At 61.1% G+C, this 22,387-nt stretch carries 22 protein-coding genes; 8 read left to right on the forward strand and 14 right to left on the reverse strand.

The window, feature by feature from the left end; genetic code table 11:
* Positions 1 to 4 precede the first annotated feature (4 nt).
* The 3 genes from HY962_13335 to HY962_13345 all read left to right on the forward strand — a co-directional run bounded on the left by HY962_13335 (position 5) and on the right by HY962_13345 (position 3,558).
* Complete coding sequence (locus HY962_13335; protein MBI5647907.1) at positions 5 to 1,375, forward strand: L-lysine 6-transaminase; 1,371 nt, start codon at positions 5 to 7, stop codon at positions 1,373 to 1,375.
* A gap of 50 nt (positions 1,376 to 1,425) precedes the next feature.
* Positions 1,426 to 2,958 carry an aldehyde dehydrogenase family protein gene (locus tag HY962_13340; protein ID MBI5647908.1) on the forward strand — a complete coding sequence of 511 codons (1,533 nt, stop codon included), beginning with the start codon at positions 1,426 to 1,428 and terminating at the stop codon, positions 2,956 to 2,958.
* 111 nt (positions 2,959 to 3,069) lie between these two features.
* Positions 3,070 to 3,558 carry a flavin reductase family protein gene (locus HY962_13345; protein ID MBI5647909.1) on the forward strand — a complete coding sequence of 163 codons (489 nt, stop codon included), beginning with the start codon at positions 3,070 to 3,072 and terminating at the stop codon, positions 3,556 to 3,558.
* Here HY962_13345 and HY962_13350 read toward each other — a convergent pair.
* The 12 genes from HY962_13350 to HY962_13405 form a co-directional block, all read right to left on the reverse strand.
* Positions 3,549 to 4,955 (reverse strand): cation diffusion facilitator family transporter, encoded by a 1,407-nt coding sequence (locus HY962_13350; GenBank protein ID MBI5647910.1) that lies wholly within the window; start codon positions 4,953 to 4,955, stop codon positions 3,549 to 3,551. The two genes, HY962_13345 and HY962_13350, sit on opposite strands and share 10 nt — an antisense overlap.
* Positions 4,956 to 4,992: 37 nt before the next feature.
* Complete coding sequence (locus HY962_13355) at positions 4,993 to 5,382, reverse strand: Ig-like domain-containing protein (protein ID MBI5647911.1); 390 nt, start codon at positions 5,380 to 5,382, stop codon at positions 4,993 to 4,995.
* A gap of 58 nt (positions 5,383 to 5,440) precedes the next feature.
* Positions 5,441 to 6,520: a glycosyltransferase family 9 protein gene (locus HY962_13360; GenBank protein MBI5647912.1), complete on the reverse strand. Its 1,080-nt coding sequence runs from the start codon at positions 6,518 to 6,520 to the stop codon at positions 5,441 to 5,443.
* 15 nt (positions 6,521 to 6,535) lie between these two features.
* On the reverse strand, positions 6,536 to 7,789 hold the full coding sequence (locus tag HY962_13365) for an acetate kinase (GenBank protein ID MBI5647913.1): 1,254 nt from the start codon (positions 7,787 to 7,789) through the stop codon (positions 6,536 to 6,538).
* The gene (locus HY962_13370) at positions 7,786 to 8,739 is read right to left on the reverse strand and encodes an NAD(P)-binding domain-containing protein (protein ID MBI5647914.1); all 954 of its coding nucleotides are present in this window, start codon (positions 8,737 to 8,739) and stop codon (positions 7,786 to 7,788) included. Before HY962_13370 ends, HY962_13365 begins: the two co-directional genes overlap by 4 nt.
* Positions 8,740 to 8,923: 184 nt before the next feature.
* Positions 8,924 to 10,144: a rod shape-determining protein RodA gene (rodA, locus tag HY962_13375; protein ID MBI5647915.1), complete on the reverse strand. Its 1,221-nt coding sequence runs from the start codon at positions 10,142 to 10,144 to the stop codon at positions 8,924 to 8,926.
* 11 nt (positions 10,145 to 10,155) lie between these two features.
* On the reverse strand, positions 10,156 to 11,988 hold the full coding sequence (gene mrdA, locus HY962_13380) for a penicillin-binding protein 2 (protein MBI5647916.1): 1,833 nt from the start codon (positions 11,986 to 11,988) through the stop codon (positions 10,156 to 10,158).
* Positions 11,981 to 12,505 carry a rod shape-determining protein MreD gene (gene mreD, locus HY962_13385; protein MBI5647917.1) on the reverse strand — a complete coding sequence of 175 codons (525 nt, stop codon included), beginning with the start codon at positions 12,503 to 12,505 and terminating at the stop codon, positions 11,981 to 11,983. Before mreD ends, mrdA begins: the two co-directional genes overlap by 8 nt.
* Entirely contained in the window at positions 12,505 to 13,344 is an 840-nt protein-coding gene (mreC, locus tag HY962_13390) for a rod shape-determining protein MreC (protein ID MBI5647918.1), read from the reverse strand. The genes mreD and mreC overlap by 1 nt, the downstream gene beginning before the upstream one ends.
* A gap of 14 nt (positions 13,345 to 13,358) precedes the next feature.
* Complete coding sequence (locus tag HY962_13395; protein MBI5647919.1) at positions 13,359 to 14,384, reverse strand: rod shape-determining protein; 1,026 nt, start codon at positions 14,382 to 14,384, stop codon at positions 13,359 to 13,361.
* Positions 14,385 to 14,402: 18 nt separating this feature from the next.
* The gene (gene purH / locus HY962_13400) at positions 14,403 to 15,932 is read right to left on the reverse strand and encodes a bifunctional phosphoribosylaminoimidazolecarboxamide formyltransferase/IMP cyclohydrolase (protein MBI5647920.1); all 1,530 of its coding nucleotides are present in this window, start codon (positions 15,930 to 15,932) and stop codon (positions 14,403 to 14,405) included.
* Positions 15,929 to 16,558, reverse strand: a complete 630-nt coding sequence (locus HY962_13405; GenBank protein MBI5647921.1) for a phosphoribosylglycinamide formyltransferase — start codon at positions 16,556 to 16,558, stop codon at positions 15,929 to 15,931. The genes purH and HY962_13405 overlap by 4 nt, the downstream gene beginning before the upstream one ends.
* Positions 16,559 to 16,678: 120 nt before the next feature.
* Here HY962_13405 and HY962_13410 point away from each other — a divergent pair, with 120 nt between their 5' ends.
* The 5 genes from HY962_13410 to HY962_13430 all read left to right on the forward strand — a co-directional run bounded on the left by HY962_13410 (position 16,679) and on the right by HY962_13430 (position 20,057).
* A complete protein-coding gene (locus HY962_13410) occupies positions 16,679 to 17,827 on the forward strand; it encodes a cysteine desulfurase (protein MBI5647922.1) in 1,149 nt (382 codons plus the stop codon).
* A 64-nt stretch (positions 17,828 to 17,891) separates the two neighbouring features.
* Complete coding sequence (locus tag HY962_13415; GenBank protein ID MBI5647923.1) at positions 17,892 to 18,206, forward strand: hypothetical protein; 315 nt, start codon at positions 17,892 to 17,894, stop codon at positions 18,204 to 18,206.
* Between the two features lie 72 nt (positions 18,207 to 18,278).
* Positions 18,279 to 18,626 carry an iron-sulfur cluster assembly accessory protein gene (locus tag HY962_13420; GenBank protein ID MBI5647924.1) on the forward strand — a complete coding sequence of 116 codons (348 nt, stop codon included), beginning with the start codon at positions 18,279 to 18,281 and terminating at the stop codon, positions 18,624 to 18,626.
* 83 nt (positions 18,627 to 18,709) lie between these two features.
* The gene (locus HY962_13425; protein ID MBI5647925.1) at positions 18,710 to 19,339 is read left to right on the forward strand and encodes a superoxide dismutase; all 630 of its coding nucleotides are present in this window, start codon (positions 18,710 to 18,712) and stop codon (positions 19,337 to 19,339) included.
* 67 nt (positions 19,340 to 19,406) lie between these two features.
* Positions 19,407 to 20,057 (forward strand): LON peptidase substrate-binding domain-containing protein, encoded by a 651-nt coding sequence (locus tag HY962_13430; GenBank protein ID MBI5647926.1) that lies wholly within the window; start codon positions 19,407 to 19,409, stop codon positions 20,055 to 20,057.
* Here the strand turns inward: HY962_13430 and HY962_13435 are convergent.
* A complete protein-coding gene (locus tag HY962_13435) occupies positions 20,054 to 21,733 on the reverse strand; it encodes a S41 family peptidase (GenBank protein MBI5647927.1) in 1,680 nt (559 codons plus the stop codon). The two genes, HY962_13430 and HY962_13435, sit on opposite strands and share 4 nt — an antisense overlap.
* An 8-nt stretch (positions 21,734 to 21,741) precedes the next feature.
* The gene (gene tmk, locus HY962_13440; GenBank protein MBI5647928.1) at positions 21,742 to 22,377 is read right to left on the reverse strand and encodes a dTMP kinase; all 636 of its coding nucleotides are present in this window, start codon (positions 22,375 to 22,377) and stop codon (positions 21,742 to 21,744) included.
* Positions 22,378 to 22,387 lie beyond the last annotated feature (10 nt).

Raw genomic sequence — 22,387 nt, forward strand, 5'->3', positions numbered from 1 at the left:
CGTCATGATTCATTCCAACCAGGCCGACGCGCCTGACATCCGCACCGCTCCCGCTTCTTACATCGCGCCGTCCGACGTCCACAACAGCCTTCGTCGCCATCTGCTTGTCGACGGCTTCGACATTGTGGTCGATTTACAGAACAGCTCCGGCTCGCGCATCCGCGACGCCGTGACAGGGCGCGAGTACCTCGACTTTTTCACGTTTTTTGCCTCGTCGCCCGTGGGGCTGAACCACCCCGCCATGCTCACCGAGGCCTTCCGCGATGAGATACTTCACGCGGCGATAAACAAGCCGTCCAACTCCGACGTGTACACCGTCGAGATGGCGAGCTTTGTGGACACCTTCTCGCGTGTCGCGATTCCACAGGCACTGCAGCACGCGTTTTTTGTTGAAGGCGGCGCGCTCGCTGTGGAAAACGCGCTGAAGACCGCCTTCGACTGGAAGGTGCAGAAGAACTTTGCGCGCGGCATCACCGATGAGCGCGGTCATATGATTCTGCATTTCCTGCAGGCCTTCCATGGCCGTTCGGGATACACGATGTCGCTCACAAACACGGATCCGACGAAGATCCGGCATTATCCGAAGTTCCGTGACTGGCCGCGCGTGTCGAATCCGGCCATACGATTTCCGCTGGAGAACGAGAACCTGACCGCCGTCATCGAACTCGAGAAGCAGTCGCTTTCGCAGATCAAAGCCGCGTTCACCGCGCATCCCCGCGACATCGCGGCCATCATCATCGAACCCATACAGGGCGAAGGCGGCGATAATCACTTCCGGCCGGAATTCCTTCAGGCCCTGCGCGTGCTCGCCGACGAGAACGAGGCCTTGCTCATCTTCGACGAAGTGCAGACGGGCATCGGCATCACGGGCCGCATGTGGGCGCACGAGTATTTTGTCGAACCCGACATTCTGGTGTTCGGCAAGAAGATGCAGGTCTGCGGCATCCTCGCGGGGAAGCGTATCGACGAAGTGCCGACCAACGTGTTCCGCGTATCGAGCCGCATCAATTCCACCTGGGGCGGAAATCTCGTTGACATGGTGCGCGCGCGCAAGTATCTCGAGATTATCGAGAGCGACCGGCTCGTGGAGAATGCCGACACCTGCGGGCGCTATCTGCTCGGCCGTCTGCACGAACTGCAGGCGGAATTCCCGCAGTATCTGTCGAACGCCCGCGGACGCGGCCTGTTCTGCGCCATCGACTTCGCGACCCCTGACATGCGCGATGCGGTGCGTAACGACTGTTACAACCGCGGTCTCATCATTCTGGGCTGCGGCGAGAGCGCGTTGCGCTTCAGGCCCGCGCTGAATATCGACGCGGCGACTCTCGACGAGGGCCTCGACATTCTCCGGTCCTCGATCGCGACACTCGGCTGATTCCCAATACAACGTATTCAAGAGCGTTTTATCCTTAGAACGGAGCACCCATGAACCTTCTCGAAACACTCGGTATCAAAGACAAAAATCCCGGCGCATCGACTGGACGTCTGTGGCTTGCAAGCAGCGGCCAGGGTGAACTGCGCATCAGCTCGCCCGCGACGGGCGAATACATCGCGTCGGTATACCAGGCCTCGGAGGCGGACTACGAACACATAGTCGCGACGGCAACGGCGGCCTTCCGCATGTGGCGCGACATTCCCGCGCCGAAACGCGGAGAGATCGTGCGACAGATCGGCAACCGCCTGCGCGCATTCAAGGAGCCGCTCGGGACGCTCGTCTCGCTCGAGATGGGCAAGTCGCTGCAGGAGGGCCTCGGCGAGGTGCAGGAGATGATCGACATCTGCGATTTCGCCGTGGGGCAATCGCGGCAGCTCTATGGCTTCACGATGCATTCCGAGCGTCCCGATCACCGCATGTACGACCAGTACCACCCGCTCGGCATTGTGGCCACGGTCTCGGCCTTCAATTTCCCGGTCGCCGTGTGGTCGTGGAATGCGATGCTCGCAGCCGTGTGCGGCGACGTGAACCTCTGGAAACCTTCGTCGAAGGTGCCGCTTACCGCGATCGCGTGCCAGAATATTGTGGCCGAAGTCCTCGCGGAGAACAACCTTCCCGAGGGCATCTTCTCGCTGATCATCGGCAAGGGCTCCACCATCGGCGAAAAAATGTTGAACGATTCGCGCGTGCCGCTGGTCTCCGTCACCGGATCCACGTCGGTCGGCCGTCATGCCGCCGAGGCCATTGCCCGCCGCTTCGGCCGCGCCATCCTCGAGCTGGGCGGAAACAACGCGATCATTCTCACACCGGACGCCGACCTTGCTCTCGCCGTCCCTGCAGTGGTGTTCGGTGCAGTAGGTACGGCCGGCCAGCGCTGCACCAGCACCCGGCGCCTCATTGTACACGAATCCATTTACGACCGCGTGAAGGACGCGCTCGTCAACGCCTACCGCGCCCTACGTATCGGCAATCCGCTCGATGCATCGAATCATGTCGGACCCCTCATCGACACCGCAGCCGTGGGCATGTTTACCGCGGCCATCGAGTCGGCGAAGAACGAGGGCGCCACACTGTTGAGCGGGGGAGAGGTGCTGTCAGGTCCGGGTTACGAATCGGGCTGTTATGTGCGCCCGGCCATCATGGAGGCCGAGAACAGCTACGCGATCGTGCAGGAGGAGACCTTCGCGCCGATCCTGTACCTGCTCAAGTATTCCGGTGATGTGCGCAACGCGATCGGCATACAGAACGATGTCGTGCAGGGTCTTTCGTCGGCGATCTTCACGCTCAATCTCCGCGAGGCGGAGGAATTCCTTTCGTGCCGCGGATCCGATTGCGGCATCGCCAACGTCAACATCGGAACATCCGGTGCCGAAATCGGCGGCGCCTTCGGAGGCGAAAAGGAAACGGGCGGCGGCCGCGAGTCCGGTTCCGACTCGTGGAAGGCCTATATGCGCAGGCAGACAAACACGATCAACTTCGGCACAACACTCCCGCTCGCGCAGGGAATAAAGTTCGACATATAGTTCGCATGGTTGGAGGGCCCCGCGGGGGCCCTCCGCCTTGTCTTTCCGCGTGTGGGAGACGCGTGTTGAACCAATGGGCGACGGCGAGTGTTACACTGTCGAGGTACAGCCATGTCCGATTCCATACGACAGTTCAAAAAAGTAATGAGCCATTTCCCGACAGGTGTGTGTGTTGTCACCGCGCGCTGCAACGGTGACGCGGTCGGTCTGACGGTGAACAGTTTCACATCCGTCTCGCTCGATCCACTGATGGTGCTTATCTGCATCACCCGCAACACCACGGCGCACGAGGTTATCAGCCAGGCCGGGGCGTACACCGTCAGTATTCTTGCGGAGGGACAGGAGTCCGTCTCCACCGTTTTCGCAGGCGCCCCGAACAATCAACGTTTCACGCTCGTGCAGACCGAGGCGTCTCCGCTCGGCAATCCCGTCGTCGAGGGAGCCATCGCGTATCTCGACACGGAAATCGTGGACAGCCGCGACGCAGGCGACCACACGATCTTCATCGGCAGGGTCACCGCGCTCCACTTGATGCACGAGGACGCGCGCCCGCTCGTCTACCACCGCGGTGGCTACAGGAGGCTTGCGCCTCAGGATTGACCCGGCTCCGCGTGGATGAACACCTTCACGATGCGCGGATCACAGGCACTGACAGCCGTCTCGACCCGGTTGACCACGTCGTGCATGTGCTGCAGCGAAAGCGCTGACGGACACACGCAGGAGAGTGCCACCTTGATGCCGCGATGTGTGCGGTAACATCGTATGTCGCTGCAGCCGAGCACCTCGGTGTCGGCCTTAGCAACGGCGGTGATTTTTCCGACAAGATCCGGCTCGGCGCCAGTGATATCATCGGCCTCGATGATACCGCCCGCCTCCATTTCGAGGTGGACGCGCACGTCCTCGACACGGGGAATGGCCTCGAGAATATCCCTCTCGATTACGCTTGCGAGCGCGTGGGCCTTGTCGAAATCGGTCCCGAACGGATACTCGACATCGAGTTCGATGTGCAGTCGCTCGTCGGCGCGCAGCACGAGGATGTTGTGCGCGCGTACGCCGTGGCGCTGTACGAGCCAGGCGACGCTGTCCTGCACGGCCTCGTTCTCGTGTATGGCCGGCTCGGCATGGACAATCGCGTCGGAACGCGGAACCAGTTCGGCGATACGCGCCTCCACGTCGTCCATGATGCGGTGCACGTCGTCGAAGGTGTTCCGCCGATCGATTCCTACCACCGTGTCGATGAAAGTGCGCGCACCGCTCTGACGGAGCCGCAGAGAGCGCACGTCGCGCACGCCGTCAACGCCGCGAATGCCATCCGTCAGTGTGGCCTGCATGCCGGCGGGAACCCGGTCGAGGAGCACATCGATGGTGCGTTTCCCGAGCTGCAGGCTGATCCAGATTACGATGGCCGCGACGAGCAGGGCGGCGATGGCATCTGCCGCCGGGTATCCGAGGAGCACGCTCACGAGTCCGATCAGCACCACAAACGAACTGTAGATGTCCGTCTGAAAATGCAGCGCATCGGCCTCGAGGGCCTGGCTGTGATACTTCCGCGCCACGCGCGAGAGTGCGCGGGAGCGGCTGAAGTCGATCACGATCGACACGATGATGACGATGAACGACCAGTAAGTCACTTCGACCGGATGTCCGCCTCCGAGCAGGCGGTCGGCCGCTTCGTACAATATCCACACACAGGTGAGCAGGAGCAGCAGCGTTTCAACGAGTGCGGAAAGATTCTCGATCTTCCCGTGCCCGAAATTGTGATCCTCGTCCGGCGGTCGATCCGCGGCGCGCACGGCGATCCATGTGATGGCCGCTGCGACGAGATCAAGTCCGGAGTGCGCCGCTTCGGAAAGGATGCCGAGGGAATTGGTCATCAAGCCGACTGCCAGTTTTCCGCCGGTCAGGGCTATTGCCGCGATCACGGACGTCATCGCGACAAAGTTTTTTTCGCGACGCATCAGGGCGTCGGCCGCGGCGTGTTCCTCTGCCGATTTCATATGCTGTGTGGACTGTGGCCTGTGTGCAGATCGGCCGTCATCGGAGCGTTATTCGGAGCGAGTCGCTGTCTTCGGCCTTCCCCGGCACTATGCCGCGCACAACGATCAGATGTTCGCCGCTGAGCCCGCGCACGTCCCAGTCGTAGGAGTAGTCCGCGAGAAAATCCGTGAACAGGTGGTTGCCGTCGATCCAGAACTCCGCCTGCGCGAGACATCCGCAGTTGCGTGTCACCGAAGCGATGATACGCACGGTCGAGTCGCTGATGACCTCTCCGGCCAACGGCTGCGTGATGACGGTTTTAACCCATGGCGTTTCGGTGGGGGTGTCCTCGTCGCAGGCCGCAACAATAAAGGCAAGAAGGAGGGTAGTCGCGGCGAGCACGATGCGCCCGCGCGTGAGGCGGCGGACTATGGCCGAATGTTTCATTGCTCTGTCGGGATGTGAGATGGTTGCCTGACCGATGCTAGCGGATTTGTGTGTGGAATCAAAGCGCCGCACCGCCGCCTGCACGGATATGCCGTGCTCTCTCGAGCATGGAATCGAAGGCCGCAAGCACGGTGTCGACGGAGAGTTCCGTCATACACATGTTGCCGATGGGGCACTCCGTGTAATTACATGCAAGACATTCGAGTTTTTCATTGCGCACCCACGCGCTGAGGGCATTAAACGGTCCTTGCAGATGCGGATTGGTCGGACCGTGCACGCCGAGCACAGGAATGCCCACAGCCGCGCCAAGATGCATGGGCGACGTGTCGTTCGAAACCATGCCGTCGCAGCGCGCGAGCAGCGCCCCCAGTTGTTTGAGGGTCGTCTTCGGAGGAACAAGCGCGGGTGCCTGCATGAGTGAGGCCACGCGCAGAGCGTCGTCGTGTTCACCGGGACCCCATACAATCACAGGCACGGCGTTATATCGCGCCGCCAGAGCGTCCCCCAGGCCGGCGTAATGATCGAGTCCCCAGCGCTTCGATTCCCAGGTGCCGCTCGGGTTCAGGGCGACAAGCATTTTTCCCTCCGCCCTGTAGGGAGCAAGCAGACCCGCCGCCCAGCGGTCGGCATCCGGTGTGATCGCAAACGACAACGCGCGGTCGGTAATGGGGATCTGCAGGACGGCGAGCGCGTCGAGATTGAACTCTGTGTTGTGCACGCGGTCGGACCGCACCGGAACATGGACGGTGTAGGCGTATGCCCGACCACGGAAGGGATACCCGACTCGCACCGGCGCGCGCGTCGCGAAGGTGATCTGTGCCGAGCGGGGATTGCAGAAGAGATCGAAAACCAGATCGTAACGCGCGCGATATATCTGCCGAAGGAGCGAAAGAAAACTGTCGTGCCGCGGATCGAAGATGAGCGTCCGAGTCAGTGCAGGATGCCCCTCGACGATGTCGCGCGCGGGCGCCTCCGTCAGGTAGTCGATCTCCGCGTCGGGAAAGGCCGCGCGGACAGAGCGCAGAACTACCGTCGACAAAAGGACGTCGCCGATGGCGCGCAGCTTGACGATGAGTATGCGCCGGACAGGACGCGCCCGCAACGCGGGATACAAAAACTGCGGTGCGGGCGCGCGCATGTCGGATTGGATGCGTCAGGACAGGGGCTCGAGGTCCCGGTTCTTCACCATGTTTTTCATCGTCGGGGGCGTCTGCCCGTTTACGATGGCCATGGTGTCGAGTGCAATCACGAGTTCCTCGTTGGTCGGAATCACACCCACAACGGCGCGGGACCCCGGCCGTGTCACGATGCGCTCCTTCGGACCCTCCGCGTTGAGCGCGGGATCGAAGTCGATGCCGATGAAATCCATGGACGAACACACGGCGTCACGCACGCGGACGCTGTTCTCACCGATGCCGCCGGTGAACACGACCGCGTCGACTCCACCCATCGCTGCGGCGTACGCGCCGATGTATTTCTTCACGCGGAAGCAGAACAGATCAAACGCGATTTTTGATTTTGCCGAACCCTTCACCATGGCGTTCTCGATTTCGCGCATGTCGCTGCTCTCGCCCGAGATACCGATGAGACCGCTGTGTTTGTTGAGCAGGGTGGTCGCCTCCGAAAGCGTCAGGCCCTCCTTGCCCATGATGTACAGGATCAACTGCGGATCGAGGTCGCCCGAGCGGGTGCCCATGAGCAATCCCTCGAGAGGCGTGAAGCCCATCGTTGTGTCCATCGACTGTCCGTGTTTCACCGCGGCCATGCTGCAGCCGTTGCCAAGATGGCAGGTGATGATGCGCAGATCCTCGATGGGTTTGTCGAGCAACTCCGCCATGCGGTTCGCCACGAAGAAGTGTGATGTGCCGTGGAATCCGTAGCGGCGGATCTTGTACTTCTGATAGAACACGTACGGAATGCCGTACAGGAAGGACTTCGGCTCCATGGACTGATGGAAGGCGGTGTCGAACACGCCCACCTGGGGCACGCTGGGTAGATGCTGCTTGCATGCGACGATGCCGCGGATGTTATGCGGATTGTGAAGCGGCGCAAGTTCGATGTTGTCGCGAAGCGACTGCATGACCTGGTCGGTGATCAGCACGGAACCGGCGAAGTCTTCCGCGCCGTGCACGACACGATGCCCGACGGCGTGTATCTCGGAGCGGTCCTTGATAACACCGTGATTCTTGCTCAGAAGCACCGCCAGCACGTATTCGATGGCAATGCCATGGTCGAGGATGTCACCCGTCAGCTTGATCGTGTCGCTGTCGTAGCGCGTGTTTGTGAGCACCGCGCCGCTCATGCCGATGCGTTCGACGAGACCGCGCGCCATCGTGGTGCGCGATTCTGCTTCGATGAACTGGTACTTTATCGAGGAGCTTCCGCAATTGACGACGAGGATGTTCATTTGGATGCCTCCTCTTTGATGCGGTTGCCGGATTCGTCATACAGGAAGAATCCCTCGCCGCTTTTCTTTCCGAATTTCTGCTCCCGCACAAGTCGGCGCAGCAGCGGACAGGGACGGTACTTCGCTTCACCGAACTCGTGGAACATCGATTCCATCATCGCGAGCAACTCCTCGAGACCCATCGAATCGGCAAGTTCAAGCGGACCCATCTGAAAATTGAAACCGAGGCGCATGGCGGTGTCGATGTCCTCGGCCGACGCGACTCCTTCCATCAGGATGTACATCGCCTCGTTCAACATGGGGATGATGGTGCGCGTGGTGATGAATCCGGGATACTCGTACACTTCCACAGGCGTCTTGCCGATCGAGCGTATGAAGTCCTTGGTCTTGCGGAAGGTGTCTTCCGTTGTATGGAAGCCGCGGATGATCTCACAGAGCGGCGTTTTCGGCACGGGATTCGAGAAGTGCAGGCCGATGATTTTTCCCGGGTGCACCGCGCCGCGGACCATCTTCGTGAGACTGAGCGTCGATGTGTTCGAGGCGATGATCGCGCCGGGTGCCGCCACGCGATCGAGCTTCAGCAGCACGTCGCGTTTTAATTCGAAGCCCTCGTCGACCGCTTCCATTGCAAAGTCGACATGCGCCATTTCGTTGATGTCGGTGGTGACCTTGATGCGCGAGAGGATGGCGCGTTTCTCGCCGGTTGTCATGGCCCAGCGCTGTATTTCGCGGTCCATGTTCTCGGAGAGGCCGTCGAGACAGGCCTGCAGCCGTTCGGAATCTTTTTCGACGATGAGGACGTTCAGGCCGTGCGTCGAGAGGGTCTGGGCGATGCCGCGGCCCATGACGCCGCCACCGATGATGCCCACCGATTCGATGCGAGAGGCCGACGCGGGTTGCGCGGGCATGTCGCTGGTGAGATCCTGCAGCGTGAGTGGTTGTTCAGACATGAGGTGTGCTCCGGTGGAACGCTCGCGGGGATGTGCCACGCAAGGTGTTGGTGAGTGGAGGTGCGGATGGAATGTGCGCGTGGGAATGCCGCCGTGCGGCATGATCCGTTCTATCCTTACAAAAGTACCGCTCGGGCGGGTGAAAAAAAAGATGCGATAGAGGACAAGAATATCGTGAACGGTGCTATTCGCCGCGGGTGTTGTAGAGTGCCGTGTGGACAAGCAACGCTGCGGCGATCATCGTGGTCATGAGGAAGGATCCGCCGTAACTCATGAACGGCAGGGGAATGCCGATGACGGGAAGCAGCCCGAGCGACATGCCGACGTTCACGAACACATGCACAAAAAAGACTGTCGTGATACCGATGGCCATCGCGCTCGAGAAGCGGAAGGGCGCGTCGCGCGCGATTCGCCACCCCCTGTGAAGGACAAATCCGAAAAGACAGAGGATGACGATGGCGCCGATAAAACCGAACTCCTCCGCCGGGACGCAGAAAATAAAGTCGGTCCACTGTTCGGGGACGAACCGCAACTGTGTCTGCGTTCCCTGCAGGTAGCCCTTGCCGGTCAAACCACCCGATCCCACTGCCACCTTCGCCTGCATCACGTTGTAGCCGGCCGAGGTCGGCGAGCGCGAGGGATCGAGGAACACGGCGATACGCGCCTTCTGGTATTCTGGAAGACGGTCGTAGAAGTACTGCACCGTGAAGCCAACCGAGAGGTTCAGCACAAGAAAGAGCAGCGCCACGCCGATATTTCGGCGCAGAAGGTAGAACACAACCGAGAGAACCATCGTGAACGCGAGGAACATCCACAGATCGAAGATGGAGAGCACCGCGGCGATGACCGGGGACACAAAGGCCAATAGAATGACAAGATCGGCTCCCGCCCAGAATATCATCACGAGGAAGAACGCCCAGTACACGAGGCCGGTTCCGAAATCCGGCTGAATAAAAATCAGCAGCCAGGGAACAAACACGATGGCGAAGGCGATACCGAGATCACGAAACGAGCGTAGCGAGGTGGTGCTGTCTGAGACGAAGCGGGCCAGCGCAATCACGGTCGCGACCTTGGCAAATTCGGACGGCTGTATTCCGAATCCGGCGACACCGAACCAGCCGGCGTTCCCCGACACCACTTTCCCGAAGGGCAGAACAAGAAGAAGCGGTACCAGCGCGACGGCGTAGATGATGTACGCGCTGTAATGGAAGAATCGTGCCGGCGAGAGCAGCACGACAACAAACAGAAGTATGCCGAGCACCGCCCATACAATCTGTTTCTGGAAACGCACGAAGACTTCCGTCCCGTGTGTCGCGCTGTACATCGACACGAGGCCGAGCGCCAGCAGCACCGCGACGGCCGCGATCAGAAGGTAGTCGACACCTCCGCCGGATCTGTCGGTCATACTTCTCGGCATCAGTCCGCCAGGTGGGGAACGACTTTGGGGCGCCGCTCGTCCGGAGTTGCGACGCGCAGACTGTCGCCTCCCGCGGTTCCGGCGCCTGGTCCGAACAGCGCGTACCGCATGATGGATCCTGCGACCGGCGCCGCCGCATCACCACCCCAGCCGCCGTTCTCGATGATGACGGCCACGGCAACCTTTGGATTTTTGTACGGGGCGAATCCCACAAACCATGCGTGGTCGCGGCCGTGAGGATTTTGCGCGGTGCCTGTCTTGCCCGCCGCCTGAGCGCCGCCGATGCGTGCCGCGTATCCCGTGCCGTTCCCGTTCACCGCGCGGAACATTCCATACCGCACCGTACTCCACACGTGATCGGCGATGGGCAGCTTCTCGCGCGGCACCGGCACCATCTTTTTTCCTCCCGCCGTCCTGTCGATGATGGCGCGCACGACATGGGGACGGAAGTAGGTGCCGCCGTTCGCGATGGTCGCAGTATAGGCGGCCATCTGCAACGGTGTCGTGTTCACCTCTCCCTGGCCGATGCCCAGACTCACTAGATACCCCTTGTTCCATCGCTTACCGTATCGGCGGTTGTAATACGCCTCGCTTGGCAGCACGCCGGGACTTTCCGACGCGATGTCCATGCCGGTCTTCCTCCCGAAGTGAAACATCGCTCCGTAGCGCGACCACGCGTCGAAACCGAGCTTGAAGATGAGCTTGTAGAAGAACACGTTGCACGAGTATTCGATGGCGGGGATGACCGAGATGTTTCCGTGCGCGCCGTGGCATTTGAAGGTCACGCCCGCAAGGGTGTAAGAGCCCGGGCAGGGGATGGTGGTCTTCTCATCGATGATGCCTTCCTGCAGAGCCGCGACGGCGAGCAGCATTTTGAACGTGGAGCCGGGGGGATAGGCGGCCATCGAACAACGGTTGTATAACGGATGGCCCTCGTCCTCATTGAGGTTGCGCCAGAGATCGGAGGAAATTCTGCCGGACAAATCCTTGAGATCGTAATCGGGGCTGCTTGCAAATGCCAGGATCTCGCCGTTGCTCGGATCGAGTGCGACGATGGATCCTCGACGCCCGCGCAGCAGGCGCTCGGCGTAATCCTGCAACTTCATGTCGAGCGACAGCACGATGTCGGATCCTTCCGTGGCCGCCTCGTCGGAACGTCCGTTCTCGAAACTCTCCACCACCTTGCCGCGGCTGTCGACTGTGTAGTACCCGTAGCCCTTCACACCGCGCAGCACATCCTCGTAGTAGGCCTCGAGTCCGCTGTATCCGACGATGTCGCCGGGTTGATAATACGGGCCCTTCTTCTCGAGCAGCTTCTGCGAAATTTCCTTTGTGTACCCGATGAGATGCGCCATGCGCGCCTGCATCTTGTACTCGCGCCGGCTCTCGACCAGATAACTCACTCCCGGCAGCGCGGCGCGATTTTCCTCGAGCAGCGCCAATTGTTCGAAGGTGATGTCGCGCGCAATCTTGACGGGTTCGAACGCGTTCCGTGTCGATTTTGAGATGCGGTACCGCACGAGATTTGAATCGAGGGCGAAGAGGCGGCTCAGGAGGGGAAGGCTGCTCCACGAGAACTCGAACGGTGTGACGGTGAGTGTGTACGACGGATTGTTGTCCACCACCACCTTCATCTCACGGTCGTATATAAGGCCGCGCATCGGTTCCCGCGCGATGCGGCGGAGCGAGTTGCGTGCAGCGTGTTCGCGGAATGCGTCGTATTCCACGAACTGCAGATGGTACAGCCGGTAGCCCAGCAGCGCGAACCCAGCGAGGAAAATGCCGTAGATGACGATGCCCCGGCGCGACGAGGAGAAGTGCTCGCTATCCATTGACGGCCTTCTGCATGTCGACGCGACGGCTCTGCCGCGACAGGATAAGCACTACGATAAGTACGATGACGGCCGTGTACACGGCGCCGCCGAAACCGTGTTGCACTATCGCCAGCAGCACATCGGTGTCGAGTGTGCGGAAATACAGCAGGAGGGACAGGATCTGATGGAAAAAGACCAGGCCGGCCGTACGCGTCATGAAGCGCGGCAGGCGTCCAAACGGTTCACTGCGCTCCGGATCGTACAGGATGCCCGCGCCGAAGCCCGTCAGGGTTTTTGCGAGCGCGAGTATGCCGACCACTTCGCCCGAGGCAAGGTCCATGATCAGGCCCGCGCCGAAGCCCAATGCTGTCGCGGGAAGACGGCCCAGCCGGTGGGCAATGAAGATCAATCCCACGAGCGGCAGGTCAGGAGCAACGCCGCCGATGGAGAGGTACCGCGCGAAGAGGACCTGCAGCAGGATCAGACCGAGCAGAAGGGCGGAAGCGCGGAGTATCTCGCGGACGGTCTGCGACATCACGTCGGCTCCTTCGGCGTGACGCGCTGCTCGAGTTCATCTTGACCCGGTTTGCGTGTGTAACGAATGACAAACACTCGTTCGAGCCGTTCGAATTGTACACCGGGGCTGACGTCGATGCGGCTGAAAATGCCGCGCTCGCCGGGTCCGATCGACAGGACCACTCCGATCGGTATTTCGGCGGGAAACGTGTTCGAGTACTCGGACGTCACGATGGTGTCGCCTGGAACGACGTCCGCCGTTTTCAACACGTTGAACAGGAGCAGCGACGCGCCGCTCTCCCAGCCGATGATCCCGTCGACACGTGTGCGGGCGATCTTCGCGGTTGCGCGGAACGTCTTGCTCGTGGCCAGTTGCACGATCGAGTAGCCGCCGCTGGTTGAAATCACTTTGCCGACGAGCCCGCGTTCATGAACGACAGGCATGCCCGCCGCCACGCCGTCGTCGGATCCGACGTTGAGCGTGACTGTCGACTGCCCTGGCGCCGTGCTTTTCCCGACGATCTCGGCGGGAACAAGCTGATGTTGTGATCGCTGGCTGAATCCCACCATCGAACGCAATTCGTCGTTTTCCTGCTTGAGGCGGCGGAGCTGCATCACTTCCTCCATCAACTCCATGTTGATGGTGCGCATGGTGCGTATCTCGTCGCGCGCTGTGAACAGCGACGCGAGCCAGCTCGTCGGTGTCTGCGCCGAGGCGAAGACGGCGAGCGCGCCCGCGCGAAGCACCTGCACCTGGGGGCCGTCGCTGTTGGCGATCAGCACGATCGACACGAGCGAGAGCCCGGCGGCGACGAGATAGTCCCTCAGAGATTCGAGCAGGCGGAGTAGACGCTGCATCGCGGCCCGATCGGTTAGTACTTCTTGCCCTTGAGAATGACCTTGCTGTACTTCGGCAAGTTCTCCATGATCGCGCCCGCGCCGCGCACGACGGCTGTGAGCGGATCTTCCGCGACGTGTACAGGCAGGTGGGTTTCCTGACGGATGCGCGCGTCGAGTCCTTTGAGCAGCGCTCCGCCGCCTGTGAGCATGATGCCGCGGTCGAGGATGTCGGCCGCGAGTTCCGGCGGCGTGCGCTCGAGCGTGGCTTTGACGGCTTCGACAATGATGCCGATCGGTTCGGCGAGGGCCTCGCGAATTTCGGATGAGGACGCTTCAACCGTGGTGGGAAGACCGCCGACCAGGTCGCGGCCCTTCACGCGTACCGCAAGCTCCTGCTTCAGGGGCACGGCGGATCCGACCTCGCACTTGATGATCTCGGCCGTCCGCTCACCGATGAGCAGATTGTGATTCTTCTTGAAATGCGTGATGATCGCGTTGTTGAGTTCGTCGCCCGCGATGCGGATCGATTCCTCCTGCACAATACCGCTCAACGCGATCACGGCGATTTCGGTCGTGCCGCCGCCGATGTCGATGATCATGTCGCCGACGGGTGCGTCGACTTGCAGTCCGATGCCGATGGCCGCCGCCATGGGTTCGGCAACAAGGTACACTTCCTTCGCGCCCGCGTGTTCGCCGCTGTCGCGCACCGCGCGTTTCTCGACCTCGGTGATGCCGCTCGGCACGGAGATGACAATGCGCCTGCTCGGGACCCAGCTATTCGAAATCTTCTTGATAAAGGCGCGCAGCATACCCTCGGCGATTTCGAAGTCCGCGATCACGCCGTCGCGCATCGGGCGGATCACCTGAAGGTCGCGATGCGTCTTGCCCTGCATCTCGCGCGCGTCGTTGCCGATGGCGATGATTTTTTTTGTATTGATGTCGAACGCCACGATGGATGGTTCGCTGAGAACCACGCCCTTGCCCTTCACCCAGATGAGGGTGTTGGCTGTTCCGAGATCGATGGCGATGTCGTTGGAGAATACGCTAAACAAGCCCATGGGCCTTCCGTGTTCCGGTCAGTGTTTGAAATGGCGGATGCCCGTAAAGAGCATCGCGATGTTGTGGGCGTCGGCGGCGTCGATCACTTCTTGATCGCGGACCGAGCCGCCCGGCTGCACGACTGCTGTCGCGCCTGCGGCGACGGCCTCGAGCAGACCGTCGGCAAAGGGGAAAAACGCGTCGGAAGCGACGACGGATCCGTCGAGCGGGAGTCCCGCCTTCTTCGCCTTCATCACTGCGATGGTGCTGCTGTCGACGCGCGACATCTGTCCCGCGCCCACGCCGAGCGTTTTAATGTCATTGGTGTACACGATCGCGTTGGACTTCACGTGTTTGGCAACCTTCCACGCGAAAGCGAGTGCGGCCAGCTCGCGAGCGTCTGGTGCGCGGCGCGTGACACATTTCCATGTGGAGGGATCCTCGACCGCGGTATCAACGGTCTGGCAGAGGCAGCCGTTGGCGACTGTTTTGATGTCGTACTTCAGGCGCTCCCGCACCGCGCCGCGCTGACGGAGGAGCCGGCGGTCCTTTTTCTGCATGAGCAGCGCGAGTGCGTCGTCGGTGTAATCGGGTGCGATAAGCACCTCGAGAAAAATCTCGTTGAGTTTTTCGGCGAAGGGGGCGTCGATCACGCGGTTCACCGCAACGATACCGCCGAAGGCGGATGCAGTGTCGGTGGTAAGCGCCTCGACATAGGCCTCGAGGACGGAAGCACCAATGGCGCAGCCGCAGGGATTCGTGTGTTTGATGATCGCTGCCGCAGGATGTTCGAATTCCTCGGCGAGCAACGCGGCTGCCTGAATGTCGACGATGTTGTTGAACGACAGTTCCTTGCCGTGCAGCTTCTCGAAGATGCCGTCGAAGTCGCCGTACAACGCTGCGCTCTGATGCGGATTCTCGCCGTAGCGGAGCGGCATACTCTGCGGAAGCAACAAACGCAGCGTGGCGGGGAGGGTGCCGTCGCCGACGGAGGAGTTCTCGAGGTGTGTTGCGATGGCGGCATCGTACGCCGCGGTGCGCGCAAACACCTTCCGCGCAAGACGCGCCCGTGTCGCGGGATCCGTGTCTCCGTCTCGGAGAATTTCAGACAGGACGCTCTCATAATCGGCGGGATCACACACCACCGTGACACTTTCGAAATTTTTTGCCGCGGAACGGAGCATTGACGGTCCGCCGATGTCGATCTGTTCGATACACTCCTCGAGCGGCGCACCCGAGGCGACGGTCCTTTCGAAGGGGTATAGATTCACGACCACGAGGTCGATCATTCCGATGCCGTGTTCATGCGCCTGCGCCATGTGTTCCGCGACGGGGCGCCGGGCGAGCAGTCCGCCGTGAATCTTCGGATGCAGGGTTTTGACGCGTCCGTCCATGATTTCCGGGAACCCGGTCACATCGTCGATGCGTGTCACGGGAACGCCGGCGCCGGCGAGCATTGCGTGCGTGCCGCCTGTTGAGATGAGGTGAATGCCTTTCCCGGCAAGTGCCTGCGCGAAGGGGAGAAGTCCCGTTTTATCGGAAACGCTGAGCAGCGCGGTCGAAATCATGTGCGAGGGTGCTCCAGAATGTAGGTACGTGATCCGCTGACAGTCACACGGCCTTCCGAAAAGGCCTGCAGGACTGCGGGATAGAGGAGATGTTCTTCGGTGAGGACACGCGCCGCGAGCGTTTCCACCGTGTCGTCGTCATGCACGGGCACAACACGCTGGGCGACGATGGGACCGCGGTCGTATTCTTCATCGACAAGATGGACTGTCGGACCGGAAAATTTTGCGCCCGACTCCAGAACGGCGACATGGACACGCGTCCCGTACATGCCCTTCCCGCCGAAGGCAGGCAGAAGGGCGGGGTGGATGTTGAGAATGCGGTTCGCGAAGGCGCGCACGAATTCGGCGGGCAGAAGTTTCAGATAACCGCAGAGGGCAATAAAATCGGCCCCGTGCCGTTGTGTTGCCTCCAGGAGAATTGCGCCGCGGGCGGGTGAGGACAGGTCTTCGGAGGTGAGAATCCGCGTGGGTATGCCCTCGGCAGTCGCAAATGTCACTGCTCCACACGTGGCCTTGTCGGTCACGAGCAGCACAATACGCGCCGCAAGCCGTCCTTCGGAGACAGCCCGGTGTATGGAACGGAAATTGGAGCCGTTTCCTGAGGCGAATATGGCGAGATTCAGCACGATTCTCCGGAAAAAATCATCACAAAAAGTACGTAAATGTTGGCGGGGAAACAAAGCGGCCGGAGTGCGTTGCGCAGGGCCGGCGGCGGGGGTATTTTCCTTCCACAATCACATGTAGCCATGCCCCGGACAGCACCCATATATCTGGATTATCTCTCCACGACCCCGGTCGATCCGCTGGTGCTCGAGGAAATGCTGCCGTATTTCTCCGTGAACTTCGGCAATACCGGAAGTCCGCATTTCTACGGCTGGGAGGCAGGCAATGCAGTGCGGCGTGCCCGCGATCGTGTTGCCTCACTCATCGCCGCCGATCCGGGCGATGTGATCTTCACCGCAAGCGCAACCGAGGCGAACAATCTCGCGATTCGAGGCGTGTACACCGCCGCGGGGAAGGCGGGCGGGCGCATTATCACGAGTTCTATCGAACACAGTTCCGTTCGAGCCGCCTGCGAGGCGCTGGTGCGTTCCGGGGCCGAGCTTGTCACGATTCCAAACGACGGATCGGGTCGTCTCGATGTGGCGGCGCTGGAGAGGGCTCTCGATGCCCCCGCGACGCTTGTCAGCATCCAGCACGCGAACAACGAAATCGGAACGGTGCAGGATCTGCCGCTCATATCCGCGCTGTGCCACGCGCGCGGGGTACTTCTGCATACAGACGCGGCGCAAAGCGCGGGCAAGATCCCTCTCGACGTGGCGGCTCTCGGCGCGGATCTGCTGACGTTCAGTGCACACAAGATGTACGGCCCCAAAGGCGCCGCGGCGCTGTTCATACGGCCCGGACGGCCGCGCGTACACCTCGATCCGATTGTGGAGGGCGGGGGCCAGGAACGAGGTCTGCGCGCCGGAACCCTGAATGTTCCAGCCATCGTCGGTTTCGGGAGAGCCGCAGAACTCGCTCGCGCGCTACTTCCAGACGAGATGTCGCGTCTCGGCACGCTGCGCGACCGCTGCGAAACCGGCCTTCGAGAGATCGAGCCGTCCGTGCGTATCAACGGTCATCCTGTGCAGCGTCTGCCCGGTGCGACATCCGTGACATTTCCGGGCCGCAGGGCTGACCGTCTGCTCCGCGCGCTGAACGGCATCGCCATCTCGAGCGGGTCCGCTTGCGCATCCGGCGAGGCCGTACCATCGCGCGTGTTGACGGCCGTTGGTTTGTTTGCCGAAGACGCCGCCGCTACTTTGCGTATCTGTTTCGGTCGCCCGAGCGGCGAATCGGATCTGAAAACCGCACTCGATGAGTTCCGCCGCGTGCTTTCCGCTTCTGCCTGACTTGCAGGCGGACGCCAATCCTGACGATCAATTCCGTTCATCTCACACACATTCCGGACCTCGCATGAACGTCCCTCCCATCACCGGCAAGGAGAAGGAAATCCTTGCATTCATGAAAGAAACCGGCTACCCGGTGTTCCATCGTTCCAACATGTTCTACCGCGATTTTCAGTATGCGGTGCGGGATTACTACCGCGACAAACACAAGGTCGACATCGGATCGCGTGAGAGTGATGCGCGCGGTGAAGCCGTGATCCGCGCCCTCGAGACGGCCGGCATCCTCGTACCCGCAACACCGAACGTGTGGATCCTGCACATGGAGGAGTATCTGAATCCTCCAAAGGCGGAAGAGAAAAAGGCGGAAACTCCCGCGGCATAATTGGTGTTTGATGATGTGAGCGCTCTGCGCGATCAGTCACACACAAGTTGAAAGGCAATTCCCATGTCTGATATGCTCACCGAAACCGGCCAGGAAATCACGCTGACTGAAAAGGCGGCTGCCGAGATCCAGTCGATCATGAAGGACAACAACATTCCCGACACCTACGGCCTGCGCATCGGCGTGAAGGGCGGCGGCTGTTCCGGGCTCTCGTACTCCCTCGGCTTCGATGGAGAAATCCGTGAGACCGATGCGGTGATGGAGTTGAAGGGGATCAAGTTCGTGATCGATGCCAAGAGCCTGTTCTATCTCGGCGGCACGGAACTCGATTTCTCCGACGGTCTGAACGGAAGGGGCTTTGTCTTCAACAATCCGAATGCGGTCCGTACCTGCGGGTGCGGGAGTTCCTTCGGGGTGTGACACAGGCGGGGTCCACGACGGACCCCGTTTTCCGTACGATACCGACACTCACACACCACACGTTTATATCTCGGAGGATTCACATGGCGTACGAATGGAAGTTCAATCCCAGGCCCTACTCGGATGAAGAAGCGAAGACCCTGCTGAAGGATGTCGTCTCGCCCGAAACGTCGGACTGGCACTACAACACGCATCACAAAGGATACGTGACCTTCCTCAACAAGATCGAAGCGGCTCTCGAGACCGCCGACCGCTCCGCGGCAAATGGCAACTACAGCGAAATCGGCGAACTCAAACGTCGCTTGACCTGGAACCACTCGGGCGCGCTTCTGCACGATCTGTACTGGAACAACCTCGGCGGCGACGGCGATCCCTCCAAAGGACCCGACGTGCTGAAAGCCATCGAGGAGAACTTCGGTTCGTTCGACGCATGGAAGGCCGACTTCAAGGCGGCCGCTGTCGCTGCAAAATTGAGCGGCTGGGGCCTGCTCGTGTGGGATCAGCTCTACTCGGGCCGCCTCCTCAACGTGCTTGTCGACGAACATCAGTACGGCGCGATCTGGGGCGGCATTCCGCTCATCGCCTGTGACGTGTTCGAGCATGCGTATTATCACAAGGACGGCCCGGGCCGCGCAAAATACATCGACAATTTTCTCGCGAATCTGCACTGGGGCCGCATCAACGAGCAGTTCCTGAAATTCAAGACCAAGTAATCCGAATATTCCGTCCACGTGCGTCCGGTTTCCTTGTGGAGCCGGACGCCGTCTTTTTTCCCCGCTCATGTCCGAACCCACACGCACGATCCCGCTCTTTCCTCTGGGTCTGGTCCTCTTTCCGGATTCGCGCTTGCACCTGCACATATTCGAGGAGCGCTACAAGACGATGATCCGCGCTTCGATCGCGGAGGGCGTCGTGTTCGGAATCAATCTTCTACAGGACCGCTACATGCATCCTGTCGGCTGCACGGCGGAGGTCGAGCGTGTTTCGCGCAGTTATCCCGACGGGAGTTTCGACGTGGTTGTGCGCGGCGTGGACCGTTACACGGTGACGGACTATCACGAGGCGCCCGCCGGATACTTCGAGGGAGTGGTCGAACTGTTTACCGACACGGCCTCGGAGGTGCCGGAGCGTCTGCGTCTTGATGCCGCGGAAGCCTACAACAGCATCATCGACGCGGTGTTTTCCGGACAGGAGGATCTGAAACTCCGCATGGACGAGACACTCGGGCTCGGCATCTCCTATGCGATGGCCGAGAAAGCCGGCCTCGATCTGCTCGGCAGGCAGCGGCTGCTGGAACTCCGTACCGAAGCGGAGCGGCTCGATTCACTGCTCGTACACATGCAGCGGCTACTCCCGCTGTTGGTAGACGGGAAACGGCTCAGGGAGGTGTCGGCCAACGATGGATACCTCCCCCGCGGCACCGCGTTTTAGTGCGCCTGGCTTAACGCGACTTCGTAGGAGGCGGGATCCCGGAGCAGCGCAAGCGCCTTCTGCAATTGAATGTCGGAATCACGCGTCGTGCGGAAACGCAGCTTGGATCCGCCGAGTTGAAAGGCGAATTCCTTGCGAAGCAGTCGGGCAAGATGCGCCCAGAAAAACTCGACACGATTCGGACGCGCTGCGCGCAGACCAGCGGCAAGGGCCTCGGCCTGCTGCACCGTCTTGTGTCCGTAGCCCTCGTCCTGCAGGGCGGTGAGCAATTTTCGTGATGCGGCCTCGGCATCGGTTTCCGCAAATGTTTTCATCGAGTCGATGTGTTTTCTGAACGCGTCACGCATCGAGTTTTCCATGGACGGCACGGTGCGCAGATTCAGGCGATTGATGCGTTCGGCGGTAAACACCAGCAAAGCACCGCTTTGTGATACCTGCCGAACAAACGGATGGAGGGAATCGTCTGCGAGTGTCACGTCGGGTTCGATGCCGCCCGCGCCGCGCAGGAGGCGGCGCTTCACGAGTGTCCGGTACACCTGCTGCGTGTCGGCACCCATGTCCGGCAGTACACCTTCGGGTCCACGCTTTCCGAAATCACTCTTCTGAATGCAGCGCCCAGACGGTGTGTAGTATTTGGATGTTGTCAGTTTGAGCTGGTTCTCGCCGTCGAGCGGCAGAATGCTCTGCACGAGTCCTTTGCCGAACGTACGCGTGCCGACAATGACACCCCGGTCAAGATCCTGAACGGCGCCGGCGACGATCTCGCTTGCGCTCGCGCTGTTGCCGTTGACGAGCACCACCAGCGGTATATCGGCGCTGAGAGGGGTTTCGGCGGAGCGGTACTCGCGCGTGTAGGCGGGATGCCTTCCGCGCGTCGAAACGAGGATGCTGCCTCGCGGGGCGAAATACTCGAGCAGACGCACGGCCGCGTCGAGGAGTCCGCCGCTGTTGTCGCGCAGGTCGATGATCACACCACGTGCGTCGCGTGTTTGAAGGAAGGGCGCGAGCACGTCGCGCACTTCGCTCGACGTGGAGTGGGTGAAGCGGTCGAGCTTGATGTACAGCACGCCGTTGTCGAGCCGTTCGGAGAAGGCCATGCCGCGGACCGGAATATCGCGACGGGTGAGATCGAGGTTTTTTACGCCGGCATGCCCGGGCCTGCGTACGACGATACGGACGGCGCTGCCCGCGGGTCCGCGCAGGAAACGGCGGAGATCGAGGCCGGCTACCCCTTCCACACGTATCGAGTCGATGCGCAGAATTTCGTCGCCGATGCGCAGGGGAATAAGCCGCTGGCCTTCGTCGTCCACAACGGCGGAGATCAGGTATTTGCTCGCGCGATTGGTGATGGAAATGCCGAGTCCTCCATACTTGCCGAAGGTCAGCATGTCGAGATCGGCGCGCTCCTGTTCATCGATGAACGAAGAATACGGATCGAGTGTGGAGAGCATCCCTTTTATTCCGGCCTTCATCAACTGGGTCTGTTGCACCGGCTCCACATAGTTCCCGGCGATTTCCTGATACACGCGGCCCAGCAGCGACATGCCGCGCGCGATGGAGGACGGATCGTCGGGACGGCCGCGGAAACCGGTCAGGAACAGCAGCACGCTGAGGGTCGCGCAGGCGAGTACAACGGCCTTCGCGCGGCGACGGTACCTGCGGGGGAGTTTGGGCATGGGACGTGTCATTCGAAGTAGGTGTGTCTGAGAATTCGTTCAATGCGGTCGAATATGGCGTCGGGATTGTCGCGGCCGTCGAAGAGCGAGATACGCCAGGGTTCGGCGCCCGCGATACTGCGGTAGCCAGCGGCGACCCGCGCGAAGAATTCCTCGTCAGCCGCTTCCATGCGGTCGTCGTCCCGGCCCTGCGCCGCGCGTCTCCGTCTGCTCTCGGCCACGTCGATGTCGAGCAGGAAGGTGATGTCCGGCAACAGCCCGCCCGTGGCGAGGCGGTGCACTTCGGCGATGGACGACAGATCGATGCCGCGCCCGTGACCCTGATAGGCGGTGGTCGAGTCGAGAAAACGGTCCGCGATGACACTCGTGCCGCGCGCGAGGGCGGGGCGGATGACCTCCTCGATCAATTGCGCCCGCGCGGCGGAAAACAACAGCAGTTCCGCAACAGGCCGCAGCGCGTGATGGTCCCGGTCCAGAAGTATGTCGCGCACGCGTTCCGACACCGTCGTGCCTCCCGGTTCACGGACAAAGAGATGCGGAATGTCGTGTTTTTCGAGCCAGGCACGCGTGCGAGAGCACTGCGTGGATTTGCCCGAGGAGTCGATGCCCTCGAAGGTAATGAATCGTGCGGGGAAGGAGTGCATAACGATGGGA

This window comes from Ignavibacteriota bacterium (assembly GCA_016218045.1).
In the GTDB taxonomy this organism is placed as follows: domain Bacteria; phylum Bacteroidota; class Ignavibacteria; order SZUA-365; family SZUA-365; genus JACRFB01.

Excerpts from the sequence above, each read along its gene's own strand:
- rodA (MBI5647915.1), bottom strand. The coding sequence starts at position 10,144 with ATGACCGACAGATCCGGCGGAGGTGTCGACTACCTTCTGATCGCGGCC.
- HY962_13430 (MBI5647926.1), top strand. The coding sequence starts at position 19,407 with ATGTCCGAACCCACACGCACGATCCCGCTCTTTCCTCTGGGTCTGGTC.
- HY962_13350 (MBI5647910.1), bottom strand. The coding sequence starts at position 4,955 with ATGAAATCGGCAGAGGAACACGCCGCGGCCGACGCCCTGATGCGTCGC.
- HY962_13395 (MBI5647919.1), bottom strand. The coding sequence starts at position 14,384 with ATGGGCTTGTTTAGCGTATTCTCCAACGACATCGCCATCGATCTCGGA.
- tmk (MBI5647928.1), bottom strand. The coding sequence starts at position 22,377 with ATGCACTCCTTCCCCGCACGATTCATTACCTTCGAGGGCATCGACTCC.
- mrdA (MBI5647916.1), bottom strand. The coding sequence starts at position 11,988 with ATGGATAGCGAGCACTTCTCCTCGTCGCGCCGGGGCATCGTCATCTAC.
- HY962_13410 (MBI5647922.1), top strand. The coding sequence starts at position 16,679 with ATGCCCCGGACAGCACCCATATATCTGGATTATCTCTCCACGACCCCG.
- HY962_13420 (MBI5647924.1), top strand. The coding sequence starts at position 18,279 with ATGCTCACCGAAACCGGCCAGGAAATCACGCTGACTGAAAAGGCGGCT.
- HY962_13335 (MBI5647907.1), top strand. The coding sequence starts at position 5 with ATGATTCATTCCAACCAGGCCGACGCGCCTGACATCCGCACCGCTCCC.
- HY962_13355 (MBI5647911.1), bottom strand. The coding sequence starts at position 5,382 with ATGAAACATTCGGCCATAGTCCGCCGCCTCACGCGCGGGCGCATCGTG.
- HY962_13345 (MBI5647909.1), top strand. The coding sequence starts at position 3,070 with ATGTCCGATTCCATACGACAGTTCAAAAAAGTAATGAGCCATTTCCCG.
- HY962_13435 (MBI5647927.1), bottom strand. The coding sequence starts at position 21,733 with ATGCCCAAACTCCCCCGCAGGTACCGTCGCCGCGCGAAGGCCGTTGTA.
- mreC (MBI5647918.1), bottom strand. The coding sequence starts at position 13,344 with ATGCAGCGTCTACTCCGCCTGCTCGAATCTCTGAGGGACTATCTCGTC.
- purH (MBI5647920.1), bottom strand. The coding sequence starts at position 15,932 with ATGATTTCGACCGCGCTGCTCAGCGTTTCCGATAAAACGGGACTTCTC.
- HY962_13425 (MBI5647925.1), top strand. The coding sequence starts at position 18,710 with ATGGCGTACGAATGGAAGTTCAATCCCAGGCCCTACTCGGATGAAGAA.
- HY962_13360 (MBI5647912.1), bottom strand. The coding sequence starts at position 6,520 with ATGCGCGCGCCCGCACCGCAGTTTTTGTATCCCGCGTTGCGGGCGCGT.
- HY962_13365 (MBI5647913.1), bottom strand. The coding sequence starts at position 7,789 with ATGAACATCCTCGTCGTCAATTGCGGAAGCTCCTCGATAAAGTACCAG.
- HY962_13340 (MBI5647908.1), top strand. The coding sequence starts at position 1,426 with ATGAACCTTCTCGAAACACTCGGTATCAAAGACAAAAATCCCGGCGCA.
- HY962_13370 (MBI5647914.1), bottom strand. The coding sequence starts at position 8,739 with ATGTCTGAACAACCACTCACGCTGCAGGATCTCACCAGCGACATGCCC.
- HY962_13415 (MBI5647923.1), top strand. The coding sequence starts at position 17,892 with ATGAACGTCCCTCCCATCACCGGCAAGGAGAAGGAAATCCTTGCATTC.
- mreD (MBI5647917.1), bottom strand. The coding sequence starts at position 12,505 with ATGTCGCAGACCGTCCGCGAGATACTCCGCGCTTCCGCCCTTCTGCTC.